We start from the raw sequence: 14966 nt of genomic DNA, 5'->3' as shown, positions 1-14966 counted from the left end.
CTGAAGTCGCCGTTCGCTTTTCATCCGTGCTTTAAAAAGACACGGCTTTCAAGCTCTCGTCCTTTTCTCGTAATTTCGTGGTCGTCCCAAGTGCCATAAACGGTGGTACTTTGCCGCAAATCCGTCCAGGTATTGAGCCCAAAACGCTGGGCGTAAATTTCATTTTGCTTCAACCGAAATTCTTCGAGGCTGCTGGCTTGGCTGATGTCGGGTAAAACGGGGGTTTCGCTGTCCGCCTCCACCATGTCCCCCATTTGGACGAAGAAATCCAGATCGCGATCGTCGGCATTTTTGAGGGCAACGAAGGGCGCCAACGCCCCCTGCAAGTCGCCGGACACCCCGAATCGCAAGCCATCGCGGGTTCCGGAGGGGTTGGCGGTGGTAAATTCCCCCGTCGCCACTTCGCCATCGGGGGCCGTGACGCGGTAGTAATAATCGGTTCCCGGTGTCAGATCGTCGAGTTGGACTCGGACGGGCACTTCCGGATCGATCGCCAAAACGGAACGGGTTGCCTCGATAGTGGCGAAGTTGGGATCGGTGGAATATTCAAAGGTGATGTTCCCCGGTTCGCTGCTGCGGGTCCACAATACGGTTGAGGTTTGGGTGGTGTCGCCGCTGGCGATGCCGTTGATGAAGGGGGAGGGGGTGACATCGGCGGTAAAATCCGCTGCGGTGAGGGCATCGGGGCTGATTCCCAAGACGAGGGCGAGGGGGGTTCCGGTCCGATTGTCGGCGATGGTCGTCCCGCCACTATCTACAGTTAAGGATAAATCCGCAAACGATCGCCCCACCAGTCCGATGGCGTCGATTCCGTCTTCAAAGTCGGCGATGGTGTCGGCGTCCGCTCCGCTCAGGACGAAGATATCGCGATCGCCACCACCGTAGAGGATATCATTTCCGCGATCGCCATACAGGATATCATTTCCGCGATCGCCGCTGACGAAATCGTTGCCCTGGCCGCCACGAAGGATGTCGTCGTCGAACCCGCCGAAGACGAAATCATCCCCTTGGTTGCCGTTGAGAAGGGCGTCGTTTCCGGCGTTCCCGCTGAGGGTGTCGCTTCCGGCTAAACCGAAAATGCGATCGGCTGCGGATGTCGCGGTCAATTCGTTATTGTCAGGATCGCCGATTATTGTTGTCATGGTAGATCGTTTCCCCAATTTGAGAGTTTGGGGCGGAGGAAACGGTTAGTTGCTCGAACTTCCTCTCACACCGTTCTGATTGTATGGCATCTGGGGGGAGCGATCGGAAATTTTCACCACTCCAGGCACGGAGGACACGGAGAAGTTATTGGTTTTCACTATTCTTGGCGGCATTTCGCAGGTGACGCAAAGCCGCTCTGTAATTCCCCCGATATCCGCTTTGTTCGACAAACTGTTGGAGTTGATCGTCGCTACAATGTTCGATTGTGGCACTGATGCTCTGTAAAATATAGTATATCCGCGATCGCGATCGCATTCACCCGTCATTTTACAAAACTTATTCAGAGTGTCAGTCCTCGGTTTGAACGACCCGAAACCCGAGGCTGACATATCCGTTGTTCGGATGGGTATTGAGGCGGTAGGCGGAACGGCAGATACTCGGGGTGTAATTCCACGAACCGCCCCGGGTGACGCGGCGGCGATCGTCGCCGTGTAAAACTATTAAATATTCGGCGTAATTTTGATAGCAATTCTCATTATAAATTTCGTCCCAAACTCGACCGTCCTGGGGCGCACCGCCGTAATTTTGATGCCAGGGGTCGGCGCACCATTCCCAAACATTTCCGTGCATATCGTACAAACCGAAAGCGTTGGCAATTTGAAAGTAGCCGACCGGCGTCGTCTTTTCGCGGTAAATTCCCCTCGGGCCTGCACCGTAAAATCCCCTGTAAATTTGATGGTGGTTTTCCCAATCCGTTCCCCGATAATTTGCCAAATCTGTCGTCAGGGTCGGGCCGAAATAGAAGGGGGTGCGCGTTCCGGCGCGACAGGCATATTCCCACTCGGCTTCGCTGGGGAGTCGGTAGCGTTTTCCAGTCGTTTCGGACAGTCGGGCGCAAAATTCGATCGCGTCGTACCAGTTCACCCGTTCCACCGGACGATTTTCCCCTTTAAATCGCGCCGGTTCCGGGTCGAGTTCTCGCAGAATTTTCGGGAAGTTCGCCACCCGTTTCCATTGACTCTGGGTGACGATATATTTGCCCATCAAAAAGGGTTGAATATTCACTTCATGTTGCGGGCTTTCATCGGCCCACCTTCCCTCTTCATCGTCCGGCGATCCCATCGTAAATGTCCCTCCCGGAATTGAGGCGAGTTCCAAAGTCATTCCATCTCCCAGGTCTTCGATCATAGATTCCGTGCGACGGCTGCTTCGATTGATTTCCCGCCCCCTTTCATCGACTTGAACGGTCGTAAATTGAAAGCAATTCGTTCGGGGTGGTTGGCTGATAATTGTCGTCGGGGCGCATCGCAAATCCTCGATCACTTCCCGGACGGATTGATACCGCGCTTTGATCTGCCGTGCCACCAAACGATCTAAAATATCGCCGAGTTCGTCGCCGACTCGATTTCCGCGCAAATCATTCCGCCACACCCATTTCGCTTCGTTCTCATCATACAATTCAGAGGGACTCATCCGGGTTAACAAATGTAGGCACGTCACCCCCAAACTGTATAGATCGCTGGCAAACTTCGGTTTTCCCATCGCCTGTTCCGGGGCGCAATAAGGTGCAGATCCGATGATGGTTTCCGGGGCGCAGTGGGCGGGATAAGATACTTTCTTAGCCGCTCCAAAATCGACCAATACCAATTTATTTTCTGTTTGATTCCGGATGATATTTTCCGGTTTTATATCTCGGTGAATGACCCGGCGATCGTGGACGAATTGCAACACGGTCAACAGTTCGTGTAAGATTTCCCAAATGTCATCTTCCCGAAAATTGCCGCGATCGCTCGATTCTTGTCGCAACGTTTTGCCGTCGATCAATTCTTGCACCAAATATTGGCGGTTATCCGCCGTAAAATACGCCAAAAGGTTGGGAATTTGGGGATGTCTGCCCAGTTCCTCCAAACGGCGGGCTTCTTGGTCGAACAGTTCGGCGGCTTTTTGCAGGTTTTCCGTCCCCTGGGCTCTCGGAAAAAACTGCTTGATGACGCAGGGCGGTTTGGAGGGTTTGAACTCATCGACGGCCAGGAACGTCCGCCCGAATCCCCCCTGTCCGAGAATGCGTTTCGCCCAGTAGCGTTCCATCAGTAGCAGTTTGTCGCTGCATTGTTGGCAAAACCGGTAACTGTCGGGGTTGAGATGGAGACAGGCGGGGTTGAGACATTGACGCATGATGGCGATCGCGGCGTTTGAAATCCTGGGTTAATTGTACTACAAATTCCGCCCCGATATTTGCCGAAGTCAACCGATCCGGCGGCCGATCGCATCCCGTTGCCAAAAAAAATCAAAAATTTAATATAGAAGAGTTGGCGGAAATGTTGCGACCCGATCGGGGACGGTTCGGAGACTTGCTGAATAGTCGATCATTCGTTGTTGGGCTTTAGCCCCGGAGGCGCTGAAGCCCAACAACGGATTTTGGGGTGATTCCAAAAGGGGCGATCGCACTTTATTTCAAATTGTGCTATCATTATTTAAGAGCGATCGAATCAATTGGTTGTCCGTCGATTTCAGAGAACCCATGAAGATTCAATTTTTACCGGATGATGTCACCGTCGATGCCGAACCGGGCGAACCCATGTTGGAAGTGGCCGATCGCGCCGGGGTTTCCATCCCCACGGGTTGTTTGATGGGCTCCTGTCACGCCTGCGAGGTGGAGCTCGACGACGGAGAGGCGATCTGTGCCTGCATCAGTTCGGTTCCCCCCGGACGGGAAAAAATGACCGTCAATCTGTACGTCGATCCGGCGTGGTAACAATTAACAATTAATAATTAACAATTAACAATTAACAATTAACAATTAATGGCCCTTTTCGACTTCCCCGTTTCGGCTATTTTACCGGGAGGCGAAGGCGTCGAATTAGGATTGCCATTTCGCCCAGACAGAGTAATCCCAATACTCCCGCCAGGGGGTTGCGATCGATGCCGGTGATCCATTCGGGGAGGGTTCCGGAATAGGTCGCCAATTCCCCCACATTGACTAAATAGTAACTCCACACCAAACCGGCGTGGAGGCCGATCGCGACTGAGAGAGAACCGTGGGGGTTGGTTTGGCTGCGGGTGGCATCTTTCGCCCAAATTAATATCATTCCCAACAGCAATAGTCCGGGGAATTGCAGCCACGTCCGCAAGATTTCTTCGGGGGGTTTAATAAAGTGCAAAATTGCAAATAAGGTACTATTTAACCACAGTGCGATCGCCGGGGAATAGTCTCGCCGCAGTTCTTCCAGCAGCCAGCCGCGAAAGAACAATTCTTCGGCGAATCCCACCCCCAGAGCGACCAATAATCCCTCGATAAAAATACGGGAAAATGTGGGGGGCAAAGGTTCCCAAATAACTCCTCCCAAGGCGGTGGCGATCGCGAATAAAATGAAAACGCCGCCGCAGCCAATGCCGAAGCCGATCGCACAATTTCGGCCGGTCGATTGACTGAATTCCAAGCCGCAGGATCGCAGCATTTGGGGGTCGTTGTAAACCCGCCGTCCCCACATTTTCAGCAGGGCGATAAATTCGCCGTAAAGGAGCGCCAGGGTGATGATACTGACCCAATTGGGATCGTCCACCAGCCCATATATAGGAATGGCGAGGGGAAGCCAAATGAGCAGCAATAGGCTAATAAAAATTCCCAGGCGGATGGGGAAGGAGCGATCGCCGATATGATGGAAATTAACGTTCGGGCGATCGCCATTTTGAGACGGCGGGCGGAGAGGGAAATGGGGATTTGATTTTTTTCCCTTACTCATCCGGTTCGATGGTGCTGGTGAGGCCGTGAGTTTTCAACGTTTCGCAGTAAAATTCAGCGTGTTCCTGGGCGCAGGTGATCACCAAAGCCAGCCCGTTCGTGTGGGCTTCCATCATGATGCTGACCGCCTGGGGTTGGGTGAGGCTGGGGACCGTTTGCAGCAAGACCTGCACCACATATTCCATCGGGTTATATTCATCGTTGTGAAGCAAAACCCGATAGCGCGGTGCCAGTTTCCGAGTGGTAGAACGCTTTTCTACGGTTTGAGTTGACACGGGACGATTTCCTCCGATGAGAGTACAGTATAGATGTGAATCAAAAAATTCAGAAATATCGATCTTTAAAATAGTTTAAAGAATCCTATCAAAACCGACAAGGGTGCAAGAATCAGGGGACAGCGGCAGTTGGCGGGACGGGGAAGAACGAAACCCCCAGCCAGACGGGTTTCCGATGCCGTTCGCCGAGAATCGGAACAGGTCGCGACACCCTCCAGGCTCTCGATGGGTGCGCCCGATCGCGATCGGAGCGTCTACAATAGAGGGCGAACCAGTGACACCCATTTTAATCTAAGCGATCGCTCGGCAGATGAAACGTAGAACCAAGCCCACCACAGCCAAGTCTTCCGTCTTCAACTACACCGCCCTCGCGGTGATCGGAGGCGTTCTCGTTTTGGGCATTGGCATCGGCATGGCCATCAGCTCCACCACCACGTTCACCCCGGAGAATGTCGCATCCAGCGAATTTATCGATCGCAGTGCCCCCGACCCGGAAATTTGCGTCAAATTCGGGGCCAGCGCCATGGTCACGGACTTGCGGGTATTCGTCACCCTCAACCCCTTCAACGTCTACGTCGCCCGACCCAAAATGCAGCCCGGATGCGTCCTCCGCACCAGCAACTGGAACCTTCTCAAACAGCGAAATCTGATCACCTCCGACCAGGAACGAGAGTGCAAGCAGCGGATGAACACCTTCGGCTTTACGGGAGAACTCGACAACGAACCCGAAATCAACTGTATCTATCAAAACAATAGCGCCGAGAACGACTTTCTCAACCAACCGGGCTTAGTTCCCACCCGTCCCCGCCCCGAATCCGATCGCTTCTAAAACGGCGGCCCGGTTTCCACCACCGGAACCGGCCGCACGAAATCCCGCAGGGCCAGATCTTCGAGCAGGCGAATCTCGACGGTCTGGCCCGGTTCCAACGTGGTGGGCTGGGGGGATGTGATCGCCCCCACCGCCGCGCCTCCGACGGCGCCGATGAGCAATCCCAAACCCTCGAAGCCGCTGACCAGGAATCCGCCCAAACCGCCGATCCCCGTTCCGATCGCCACATTTTCCCCCCGGATTTCCCGGGTGCCGGGAATAAAGGTCGATTCAGCCTCCACGGGAATGCTGCGCCCCTCCAAATTGATGGCTCGGACGACGAAGCGGCTGCCCCGGTTCGTGGTTTCAAACTGCCCCACCACGGGGGTTTCCGGCGGGACGACGAAATTTCCCCCCTCGTCCACAATTCCCCCTTCCAAAAGCATGACATCCTGGCGATCGTTGCCGGAGGGCAGGCGCACGTCGTCGGGCGCCGGGTATCTCAGGGTCAACGTCGTTCCGGCGGGCAAGAGAATCCGGGGGAACCGCTCTCCCCGCCGGGGCACAATCCGCGTCCTTCCGGGTGGCGAGGGGAGGGGTTCGCCGAAGGGAATGACCGTCGCCGTCGTCGCCGGCGGGAGAATTTGTTCCCCCACTGCAACCGGACCGGGGGCGACGGGGGGAGCCTCGGCCGGCAGGAGGGTGATGCGATCGCTGCGGTCCAGGGGAACTTGCAGCAAACTCACGCCGGGATAGAATTCCGGTTGGGGGTTGGGCAGGATCGCCCGGGAATCGGGGAGCGGGTCGATGCGGGCCGGCGGCGGCGCGGCCGGGGCCGTTTCTGCCATCCGGGTTCCCGGCGGCGGCGGAGATGCTTCGGACACCCGGGTGGGGGTGCGAATCGTCGCGGCCGGTTCGGCGGGGGTCGCCGGTTCGGGCGGCGGCAATTGGATCGCATTCGGACGCAGCACCCACTGATTCTCGACCCCAATCTGCCGCAGGTCGATTTCTTCGGCATCCAGAACCAAGCCGGGGGCGAAATCCACGGTGATGCGGGCGATGTCCGGCTGAAATTGGGTGAGGCTGACCCGGCGCACCACGCCGGACTCGTAGAGTTCCGTGACATCCACCCCCACTTCCGTATTCGGCAAGTCGAGGACGATGCGGGTCGGGTTCGCCACGACGGCCAGTTCGGGCCGGACTCCCTGGGGAAGTTGCACCTCCACCCGGCCCGTCTCCGGGTTGAGGTTCCAGTTGGGGATGGCGGCGGCGACGACGCGGGCGATCGCTTCCCCCCCGACAATGGCGGCAGCCATTACCGTGGCGATCCCCCATTTCAACGGGCGGGGAAACCGACGTTCCCCAAGGCGCGGACGTGCGGCCGGCAAAAATCTCGGTTCGGAGTTGTCCATCTGCATGGGTGTTGCGTCAAAAGTGGTTTGAGAAAAGCTGGGTTTGTGGGGAAGCGAGCCTCAACCTTTATTATCATATTGGGGGTCGAAATGCAAGATCGAGATGGGGTGTGCTCGGTGGGGTGTGGCCCTTCGACTCCCTTCGACTGCGCTCAGGGCGAGCCGCTCAGGGCAACAGGTGTGCTCGGTGGGGTGTGGGGAAAAAATGGAAGGGAAAATCCGTAGGGGCAACCGTCTCCGGTTGCCAACCCACTTCCAAGTCTCCTCCTCCACTCACTTTTCACTTTTCACTTTTCACTTTTCACTTTCCACTTTCCACTCTGCCCATGATCCAAAAATGGAAACGAGTGCGATCGCAAATGATCCTCGATCGCCGCTGGTGTCGGGTTCGCCGCGATACCGTCGCCCTCCCAAACGGGGAGATTGTAGACGATTTTTTTATCAACATCCGGCCCGACGTGGCCCTGGTGTTTCCCGTCACTGCAGATCGGCAAATCGTGTTCGTCCGCCAATACCGCCACGGCGTCGGCGAGATTTTGACCGAACTGCCCGCCGGAGCCTTCGATCCGGCAGTGGAAACCCCGGCATCCGCCGCCGCCCGGGAACTCACCGAGGAAACCGGCTACGTCGCCGAATCGCTAATTCCCCTGGCCACCCTCCACGATAATCCCGTCAAGGACACCAACTCCGTCCACCTGTTCCTCGCCGAAAACGTGCGACTACAACAGGAAACCCGACCCGACATCACCGAAGACATCCAGGTGCTTCTCATCCCCCTCGCCGAAGTCATGGATGCGATCGCCCGGGGAGAAATCCGAGTCGCCGGAACCGTCGCGGCAATCTTCCTGGGATTGCAACATTTGGGGTGTTCGACTCAGAAACCGGGTTTCTAAAAGCATCTTGATTGGATATCAGAACTTCCCATAGAAACCCGGTTTCTCGGCATCAGGTTAATTCCAAAATCTCGCTTCTTCGCCAATAGCAGTACCCATTTAGGTGAAGACCCATTCATTCTTTCTCCGTGTACTCTGTGCCTGGAGTGGTGAAAATTCCCGGCTGTCTCCATCGATTCCCGTAGTGTTATAATCAAAGTTTATCCCTTCACCCGAGACGGTTCCAAAGTTCAGAATGATCGAAATTGGCGGTACGAAAATCCCCCCCGCACAGCAACGGCGAATCGAAATTCCGGTAGCCCGCCTTCCTACACAAACGATGCTTTCCCTCCCCGTCGTGGCGATCAACGGCTTCGCAGACGGGCCGACGCTGTGGGTGAGTGCAGCCATTCACGGGGACGAACTCAACGGCGTGGAAATCATCCACCGGGTTTTGCAGCAAATTTCCCCCCACAAATTGCGGGGGACACTGATCGCGGTTCCCATCGTCAATGTTTTTGGATTTATCGAACAGTCCCGATATTTGCCCGATCGCCGGGATTTGAACCGCTCTTTTCCGGGGTCAAAAAGAGGTAGTCTCGCCTCCCGTCTGGCGAATTTATTTATGGAAGAAATCGTCAGCCGTTCCACCCACGGCATCGATTTGCACACCGCCTCTGCCCACCGCCACAATTTACCACAAATTCGGGCGAATTTATATGACCCCATCACCTACCAATGTGCGAAGGCGTTCGGGGCTCCGGCGATCGTCCACTCCCAAATCCGGGACGGTTCCCTGCGGCAGGCTGCCACCCAAAAAGGCATTCCGGTTCTCCTTTACGAGGCGGGGGAGGCGTTGCGATTTAATTCCCAAGCCATTCATATCGGCGTCGAAGGAATTTTGCGGGTGATGGCGGCTTTGGATATGTACGATTTCCAATTTCAGGGGGTCTCCCTCGACCCCATCGAAGTGAAAACGACCCTGTGGGTGCGGGCTTCCCGCAGCGGAATGTTACAACTTCAGGTGGAGTTGGGAGAGCGGGTTTACAAGCGGCAAATATTGGGGGTGATTTCCGATGCCTTCGGGGGGGCGAGTTTCAAGGTGCGATCGCCCGGTGACGGTGTGGTGTTGGGCTACCAACAAAATCCCCTGGTGAATCAGGGGGATGCGATCGTGCATTTGGCGATCGTTAATATAGAAGAAAACCGGGTTCTCCTGCCGCCGCCATCTTAGCCGCTGCGTCGGATTCTAATTGTCGATGTTGATGATCTGCCATTTCTGGGGAACAAATGATCGGCGAACTCGTCCTCTTACCCTGCAAACAGTACCGACTTAAAATATTAACAATGTTTTTGTCACTGGGAGAGCCGGCTCCTTGGTTTTCGGCTGAGTCGAATATCAACCCCTTATTTCACTTTTCGACACTGGGCGGAAGATATGTCATCCTCTGTTTCCTCAATTCGAGCAGCGATCGCGTCCTCCCAAAAATACTCGAAGATTTGGTCAGATTTCAAGGGGCGATCGAGAGCTCATCATGGTGTTTTTTTGCGGTCAGCACTGACCCAGAAGACCAACAAAAACAGCGATTAAATTCCCTGATACCGGCACTGCGTGTTTTTTGGGATTTCGACCATAAAATTTCCGAGCTTTACCGTGTTATAGACTCCGACGGAGTTTACCATCACTGCACTTATATCCTGGACGAACGTTTGCGCGTCTGGGGAATTATTCCCTTTGGAGTTCAACCCGAAAATCATATCCCTTACCTGATTTCAATCCTTCCAAAACTCCCTCCAATTCCACTCGAAGCAAGAGCACAAGTACAAGCTCCCGTCTTGGTCGTACCCCGGATTTTTGAACCCGAACTTTGTCGAAAATTAATGGCTTACTATCATCAACATGGCGGTCAAGAATCGGGATTTATGCGAGAAAAGGACGGCAAGACAGTTGGCATTAAAGATCCCACATTTAAGCGTCGTCGCGATCAGACAATTCTCGATCCGGATTTGCGATCGACTGCCATGTTTCGCATCCACAATCGGTTGGCGCCGGAAATTCAGAAAGCTTTTCAGTTTCAAGCGACGAGAATTGAGCGACATATTGTCGCCTGCTACGATAGCAGCGATCGCGGCTTTTTCCGCCCCCACCGAGACAATACAACCAAAGGTACGGCCCATCGCCGATTTGCCGTTTCCGTCAATCTGAATACCGGAGAATACGAGGGCGGAATGCTCCGTTTTCCGGAGTTTGGCTGTCAAACCTACACCGTACCCGCCGGGGGGGCGATCGTTTTTTCCTGTTCCCTTCTACACGAGGCGACTCCTGTAACAGCAGGGCGTCGGTACGCTTATCTACCGTTCTTATATGATGATGCTGCGGCTAAGATTCGAGAAGAAAACTTACAATTTATCGAATGAGGGTTTTTGCTCCCAATTGCACAGGTCTGATCCCCCTAAATCCCCCTTAATAAGGGGGACTTTTAAGACCATTCTCCCCCCTTCCTCCCCCCTTCTCCCCCCTTCTCCCCCCTTTCAAAGGGGGGCTGGGGGGGATGGGGGCTGGGGGGGATGCTTCTTTATATCATTTCAAATGTCGGTTTAAAAACTCCAAAGTCCGCTCACTCGCGTCCGCCGCCGCCTCCGGATTGTAGCGGGTTCCGGACGGGTTGGCGAAGGCGTGGTCGGCATTTTCGTAAATGTAGACATCGACCGATTTTCCCAAATCTTTGAGGGTTGATTCAAATTCGCGGGCGGTTTCCGGGGAGGGATTGTCGTCCAACTCTCCAAAAATACCCAAAATTGGCATTTCCAAAGTCTTCAGTTTTTCCGGGTCGGTTTCGATGCCGCCGCCGTAGTAAATTACCGCCGCGTCGAGTTGTTCGGGAAACAATAATGCCGTGTTGAGGGACCAGGTGCCGCCGAAACACCAGCCGATGCTGGCAATTGTGGGGGCGTTTTCCTCTTCTTCGAGATAGCGGTAGGCGTCGCGGAGGTTGTCCCGGAGGGCGTCGGGATTTTCCCTCGCCGCCGTCACCAATTCTCGGGCGCGATCGGGGGTTTCGGCTACTTTTCCGCCGTAGAGGTCTACCGCCAACGCCGTATATCCCTCCCCCGCCAGTTTTTCGGTCATGGCTTTGATATTCTCGTTGAGTCCCCACCATTCGTGAATCACGATCAAAGCGGGAAGGGGTCCCTCGGCATCGGCGGGACGGGCGAGAAACCCGACGGAGGGCCGGCCGTAGAGGGTTCCGTAGGTGACGGACTGGCTGTCCACGGGGACGGCGGGCGCGATCGCCAACTGGGGCGAGGGGACGGGCAAATCGCTCCGATGCTGTTCAAAGGGGGTGGGGGGATCTTGGGCGATCGCAAATTGGGGCAGCCCCCAACTCAGACCCCCCGCCAGCAATGCCGTCAAACCAAATATGAGGACATATCGCAGCCGCAGAAGTTGCACCGTCGTTCCCTCAATTGCAGAGCCAATCGATCTCGATGATAGTGCAATTTCCAATTTTTGTTAATGTTGCAACAGCACCACCGTCGCCACGCCGAGGACGAAGAAACCGAACAGTTTTTGCAGCCGTCTCGCGTCGATAAATTGGTTCAAATAGGCGCCGCCGAGGGTCCCGGCACTGGCTGCGATCGCCATCGAAAGGGCGAGGTTCCAGTCGATCGCCGCCTGCCCCAAATAGCCCATAATTCCCGCGATCGCGTTGAAGCTGATGATCAACAGCGAAGTCCCGACCGCCTCTTTCATGGGAATTCCGGCCACCAACACCAGGACGGGGACGATCGCGAAGCCGCCCCCGACGCCCACGAATCCGGTCAGCACCCCGACACCCAACCCCCCGGCGGGAATCAGCAGCCATTTGGAATACCGGGAGGGGGAGGCGGGTTTCGCCGACGGGGCGGGTTTGTTGGTGCGGAACAGCATCAACACGCTGGCTAAAAAAGCGATCGCGCCGAAACAAATCATTTGAACGGTATCGGTGATCCAGGGGAGGGAAGCCAGACGCGCACCCAGATAGGCCCCCGCCATCGCCGTGGGGGTAAAAATTGCGAAGGTTTTGAGGTTGACATTTCCCTGCCGCCAGTGGGAGACAACCCCCAGCAAACTGACGGAACCGACGATCGCCAAACTCATCGCGATCGCCTCCTTCGCCCCCATTCCCATAATATAAACGAGAACCGGGACGGCCAAAATCGATCCGCCACCGCCCATCAAACCGAGACTCAGGCCGATACAGACGGCGAGGATATGTCCGATGATCCAAATTATCATTGTTTTAATACCCAGATTTTGGGTCGGTTAATTTTGATTAAAATTGAGAATTGGGGGAGAGGAAAAAACCGGCTGGAAGCGAACTCGGTTTTTTCCTGTAGCGTTCCCCTTTTGAACCGGTCGATCTCATCCGACAATTACAAGAAAGCTGGAATTTTGCCACACCGTTCGTTGGCGGGGACGGCTTCCATGATTTTCTTGGGGTTGGGAAGGTTGAGGTTGTCCATCAACTCGATGAAACTGTCGCGGTCCTGTCCGGCGAAGCGGGGATTGTGTTGCTTTTCTTCGCCGATGGTGGAGACGGTGTGGCCCCGGTAATCGTGGCCCGGATAGACGAGGGTTTCGTCGGGGAGGGAAAACAGTTGGCCGACGATGACATCGTAGAGAATTCCCGCGTCGCCGCTTTGGAAGTCGGTGCGTCCGCATCCCCGGATCAGCAGCGAATCCCCCGTCAGCACCCGATCGCCGTTGATGAGGTAGGCCGCGTGGCTGTCGGTGTGGCCCGGTGTGGCGATCGCGAGGATGGAAATTTCGCCGATTTTTATCGTTTCTCCGTCCCCGATGTAGCGATCGGCACAGGCGGCGTTGGCGTTTTGGGGTACGATGCCCTCACATCCGGTCAACTGCCGCAGTCGGCCTGTCCCCGTCACGTGGTCGGCGTGGATGTGGGTTTCGAGGCAATACCGCAACGTCAACCCCAATTCCCCGATCAGCTTCAGGTCGCGATCGACTTGTTCGACCACCGGATCGACCAATGCCGCTTCTTTCGTGGCCGGATCGGCGATCAGATAAGTATAGGTACTCGTTTCGGCGTCGAATAGCTGGCGAAATAGCATTTCTCCTCCTTTCCCAATTTCGGCGATCGGGTATTAATTGAATAATTAACTACATAGTAAAATAGTTGGTGCGGGATGTCAATCGCGTCCTTCGTCGAGGATCGCCAACGTTGTATATTTGAGGTATTTTGTCAACCCCCAAACGGGTGGTTTGAGGTGATATGAACAAAGGCGATCGCATCACGCTTGTCAAACAAGGAACCCTTTTATTTATGGGGGCGACGGTGATTCTGTGCTTGGTCGGACTTGTTTTGTGGCTTTTCGGCGTCCCGGGCGTTCAAAATGAATATGCGCGGGGATGGCTGCTGGGGCTGCAAACCCTCGCCAATTATTTTGTCGGCTGCTGCGTCCTCGGATTGCTCTATTTTGTTGCCGTCCGAATCTCCCGAAGGTTCCCGAATTTAGAACGCCTGACCCTGATGATTGTCGGTATTTTTTGGTTCTTTTTTATCTATACCGGATTCAATTTATTCAGGGCCTTTCAAATTATGGCTGCGGCATCTTAGGGGCGATCGGGCTACGGGCACGCTACGCGAATGGGCGGGCGATCGGGCCGGATTGTTTAACGAAAATAGGGCCTTCCTTTCCAGGAAACGCCGATCAAAATCCCGATCAAAGAAAGGCGCGACAAGCCGATCAAAATCGGCGGGATGGGGAGCAAGGATTTCACCCACAGGGCGAGGAGCAGGCAACCCATCAGCGCCCACAGGCTCCCGGCGTTGAGCACGAAGCGCTGGTTCCACAGTTCCAATAAATAAACTGCCATTACCCCCACGCCGATCGCGATCAGGACGGGTGTCAGCATTCCCAGGGGGGGGGAATAGAGGAACGAGAGCGCCTGTCCGAGGGGCGGAAAATAGGTCAAACCCGACAGCAGCAGCAATTCGATCGCCGCCACGATGGCGGTGACGACCCCGGCACTCTGCAGGAGCCACCGCCAGGGCAAGGATTTCAACTGTCGCATCAAACGATCCATGATTTTCGCTCGCAAGATGGGGGGGAACTGCACCGACGGGGGCGCCGCAACGCCGGATTAGGGGTCGAGAGAGAAGTCACCTTCTCCCCCTCCCATTCTCCAACCGTGCATGAGACTTTCACCTCACACGGCTCCTAGTTCAGCCGTCTCGTTGTCATGAGCACGACTCTTGCTTTGACTGCCATCTATGGCAGTTTTGGCATCGTGACAGTGGCTGTGCAGCAACTGGAGGTTTTTATAATCATCCTTTCCGCCAAGGCTTCGAGGGATGATGTGGTCGGTCTCCAACTGGTCTTCGATAGTGAAGTGCTGCCCGCACCATTTGCATTTGCCTTTTTGGTCTTTTAGCAGTTTGGCTTCTCGGTTTGAGATTTCTGGCGATTTCCCTCTCCTCGTTGCCCAGTAGACCCAATTTCCGTCATACGTCGATGCGTTTGGTCTGACCAGCGTGTGGTAGACAATGGGAGTCCCGGCGTGTTTTTGGAGTCGTAAACCATCCTTAGTTTGGAAAATCCACTTGTCCTTCCTTTCATCCCCATTGCTTAATATCACTTTTCCTGTTCGGAAGTATTTCCTGAGCGTTTTGTATTTGGCATTTCCGCATCGTGACACTACCCATGCCC

The 14966-nt window shown here is 55.1% G+C and carries 16 protein-coding genes and 1 pseudogene; 7 read left to right on the top strand and 10 right to left on the bottom strand.

Features of this window, described 5'->3' with window-relative positions; all coding sequences use genetic code 11:
* Nucleotides 1–20: 20 nt before the first annotated feature.
* On the bottom strand, nt 21–1142 hold the full coding sequence (locus AC0QHF_RS05325) for a PhoD-like phosphatase N-terminal domain-containing protein (RefSeq protein ID WP_324703148.1): 1122 nt from the start codon (nt 1140–1142) through the stop codon (nt 21–23).
* A 349-nt stretch (nt 1143–1491) separates the two neighbouring features.
* Nucleotides 1492–3318: a bifunctional serine/threonine-protein kinase/formylglycine-generating enzyme family protein gene (locus AC0QHF_RS05320; RefSeq protein WP_324703147.1), complete on the bottom strand. Its 1827-nt coding sequence runs from the start codon at nt 3316–3318 to the stop codon at nt 1492–1494.
* 346 nt (nt 3319–3664) lie between these two features.
* On the opposite strand from AC0QHF_RS05320, the gene AC0QHF_RS05315 reads away from it, so the two are divergent.
* Nucleotides 3665–3898 carry a 2Fe-2S iron-sulfur cluster-binding protein gene (locus tag AC0QHF_RS05315; RefSeq protein ID WP_324703146.1) on the top strand — a complete coding sequence of 78 codons (234 nt, stop codon included), beginning with the start codon at nt 3665–3667 and terminating at the stop codon, nt 3896–3898.
* Nucleotides 3899–3974: 76 nt separating this feature from the next.
* Here AC0QHF_RS05315 and AC0QHF_RS05310 read toward each other — a convergent pair whose 3' ends face one another.
* Both AC0QHF_RS05310 and clpS read right to left on the bottom strand, forming a co-directional pair.
* Nucleotides 3975–4886, bottom strand: coding sequence for a CPBP family intramembrane glutamic endopeptidase (locus tag AC0QHF_RS05310; protein WP_324703145.1), 912 nt, complete (start codon nt 4884–4886; stop codon nt 3975–3977).
* The gene (clpS, locus tag AC0QHF_RS05305; RefSeq protein WP_324703144.1) at nt 4879–5160 is read right to left on the bottom strand and encodes an ATP-dependent Clp protease adapter ClpS; all 282 of its coding nucleotides are present in this window, start codon (nt 5158–5160) and stop codon (nt 4879–4881) included. Before clpS ends, AC0QHF_RS05310 begins: the two co-directional genes overlap by 8 nt.
* 310 nt (nt 5161–5470) lie before the next feature.
* On the opposite strand from clpS, the gene AC0QHF_RS05300 reads away from it, so the two are divergent.
* The gene (locus AC0QHF_RS05300) at nt 5471–5989 is read left to right on the top strand and encodes a DUF3172 domain-containing protein (protein WP_324703143.1); all 519 of its coding nucleotides are present in this window, start codon (nt 5471–5473) and stop codon (nt 5987–5989) included.
* Here AC0QHF_RS05300 and AC0QHF_RS05295 read toward each other — a convergent pair.
* On the bottom strand, nt 5986–7386 hold the full coding sequence (locus AC0QHF_RS05295) for an AMIN domain-containing protein (protein WP_324703142.1): 1401 nt from the start codon (nt 7384–7386) through the stop codon (nt 5986–5988). The two genes, AC0QHF_RS05300 and AC0QHF_RS05295, sit on opposite strands and share 4 nt — an antisense overlap.
* Nucleotides 7387–7709: 323 nt before the next feature.
* Here AC0QHF_RS05295 and AC0QHF_RS05290 point away from each other — a divergent pair, with 323 nt between their 5' ends.
* The 4 genes and pseudogenes from AC0QHF_RS05290 (at nt 7710) to AC0QHF_RS05275 (ending at nt 10670) form a co-directional block, all read left to right on the top strand.
* Nucleotides 7710–8273: an NUDIX hydrolase gene (locus AC0QHF_RS05290; RefSeq protein ID WP_324703149.1), complete on the top strand. Its 564-nt coding sequence runs from the start codon at nt 7710–7712 to the stop codon at nt 8271–8273.
* Nucleotides 8274–8508: 235 nt separating this feature from the next.
* Nucleotides 8509–9486 (top strand): succinylglutamate desuccinylase/aspartoacylase family protein, encoded by a 978-nt coding sequence (locus AC0QHF_RS05285; protein ID WP_324703141.1) that lies wholly within the window; start codon nt 8509–8511, stop codon nt 9484–9486.
* A 56-nt stretch (nt 9487–9542) separates the two neighbouring features.
* Nucleotides 9543–9950: pseudogene (locus tag AC0QHF_RS05280) on the top strand (redoxin domain-containing protein); the annotation flags it as partial.
* 183 nt (nt 9951–10133) lie between these two features.
* Nucleotides 10134–10670, top strand: a complete 537-nt coding sequence (locus AC0QHF_RS05275) for a 2OG-Fe(II) oxygenase (RefSeq protein WP_324703140.1) — start codon at nt 10134–10136, stop codon at nt 10668–10670.
* Nucleotides 10671–10833: 163 nt separating this feature from the next.
* Here AC0QHF_RS05275 and AC0QHF_RS05270 read toward each other — a convergent pair whose 3' ends face one another.
* The 3 genes from AC0QHF_RS05270 to AC0QHF_RS05260 all read right to left on the bottom strand — a co-directional run bounded on the left by AC0QHF_RS05270 (nt 10834) and on the right by AC0QHF_RS05260 (nt 13367).
* Nucleotides 10834–11706: a dienelactone hydrolase family protein gene (locus AC0QHF_RS05270; RefSeq protein ID WP_324703139.1), complete on the bottom strand. Its 873-nt coding sequence runs from the start codon at nt 11704–11706 to the stop codon at nt 10834–10836.
* Between the two features lie 60 nt (nt 11707–11766).
* On the bottom strand, nt 11767–12531 hold the full coding sequence (locus AC0QHF_RS05265) for a sulfite exporter TauE/SafE family protein (protein WP_324703138.1): 765 nt from the start codon (nt 12529–12531) through the stop codon (nt 11767–11769).
* Between the two features lie 137 nt (nt 12532–12668).
* Nucleotides 12669–13367, bottom strand: coding sequence for an MBL fold metallo-hydrolase (locus AC0QHF_RS05260; RefSeq protein WP_324703137.1), 699 nt, complete (start codon nt 13365–13367; stop codon nt 12669–12671).
* Between the two features lie 161 nt (nt 13368–13528).
* On the opposite strand from AC0QHF_RS05260, the gene AC0QHF_RS05255 reads away from it, so the two are divergent.
* Nucleotides 13529–13873, top strand: a complete 345-nt coding sequence (locus AC0QHF_RS05255; RefSeq protein ID WP_324703136.1) for a hypothetical protein — start codon at nt 13529–13531, stop codon at nt 13871–13873.
* 56 nt (nt 13874–13929) lie between these two features.
* On the opposite strand, the gene AC0QHF_RS05250 is transcribed toward AC0QHF_RS05255, so the two are convergent.
* Nucleotides 13930–14343: a peptide chain release factor 1 gene (locus AC0QHF_RS05250; protein ID WP_324703135.1), complete on the bottom strand. Its 414-nt coding sequence runs from the start codon at nt 14341–14343 to the stop codon at nt 13930–13932.
* A gap of 123 nt (nt 14344–14466) precedes the next feature.
* A partial coding sequence (locus AC0QHF_RS05245; RefSeq protein WP_324703134.1) for an HNH endonuclease occupies nt 14467–14966 on the bottom strand: 500 nt, incomplete at its 5' end.

This window comes from Lyngbya sp. CCY1209 (assembly GCF_055795065.1).
This window is presented reverse-complemented; position numbering and strand designations above follow the sequence as displayed.

What these genes read in the sequence shown, in the direction of transcription:
- AC0QHF_RS05325 (WP_324703148.1), bottom strand. Translation starts at nt 1,142, where the DNA reads ATGACAACAATAATCGGCGATCCTGACAATAACGAATTGACCGCGACA.
- AC0QHF_RS05320 (WP_324703147.1), bottom strand. Translation starts at nt 3,318, where the DNA reads ATGCGTCAATGTCTCAACCCCGCCTGTCTCCATCTCAACCCCGACAGT.
- AC0QHF_RS05315 (WP_324703146.1), top strand. Translation starts at nt 3,665, where the DNA reads ATGAAGATTCAATTTTTACCGGATGATGTCACCGTCGATGCCGAACCG.
- AC0QHF_RS05310 (WP_324703145.1), bottom strand. Translation starts at nt 4,886, where the DNA reads ATGAGTAAGGGAAAAAAATCAAATCCCCATTTCCCTCTCCGCCCGCCG.
- AC0QHF_RS05300 (WP_324703143.1), top strand. Translation starts at nt 5,471, where the DNA reads ATGAAACGTAGAACCAAGCCCACCACAGCCAAGTCTTCCGTCTTCAAC.
- AC0QHF_RS05295 (WP_324703142.1), bottom strand. Translation starts at nt 7,386, where the DNA reads ATGCAGATGGACAACTCCGAACCGAGATTTTTGCCGGCCGCACGTCCG.
- AC0QHF_RS05285 (WP_324703141.1), top strand. Translation starts at nt 8,509, where the DNA reads ATGATCGAAATTGGCGGTACGAAAATCCCCCCCGCACAGCAACGGCGA.
- AC0QHF_RS05275 (WP_324703140.1), top strand. Translation starts at nt 10,134, where the DNA reads ATGGCTTACTATCATCAACATGGCGGTCAAGAATCGGGATTTATGCGA.
- AC0QHF_RS05265 (WP_324703138.1), bottom strand. Translation starts at nt 12,531, where the DNA reads ATGATAATTTGGATCATCGGACATATCCTCGCCGTCTGTATCGGCCTG.
- AC0QHF_RS05260 (WP_324703137.1), bottom strand. Translation starts at nt 13,367, where the DNA reads ATGCTATTTCGCCAGCTATTCGACGCCGAAACGAGTACCTATACTTAT.
- AC0QHF_RS05255 (WP_324703136.1), top strand. Translation starts at nt 13,529, where the DNA reads ATGAACAAAGGCGATCGCATCACGCTTGTCAAACAAGGAACCCTTTTA.
- AC0QHF_RS05250 (WP_324703135.1), bottom strand. Translation starts at nt 14,343, where the DNA reads ATGGATCGTTTGATGCGACAGTTGAAATCCTTGCCCTGGCGGTGGCTC.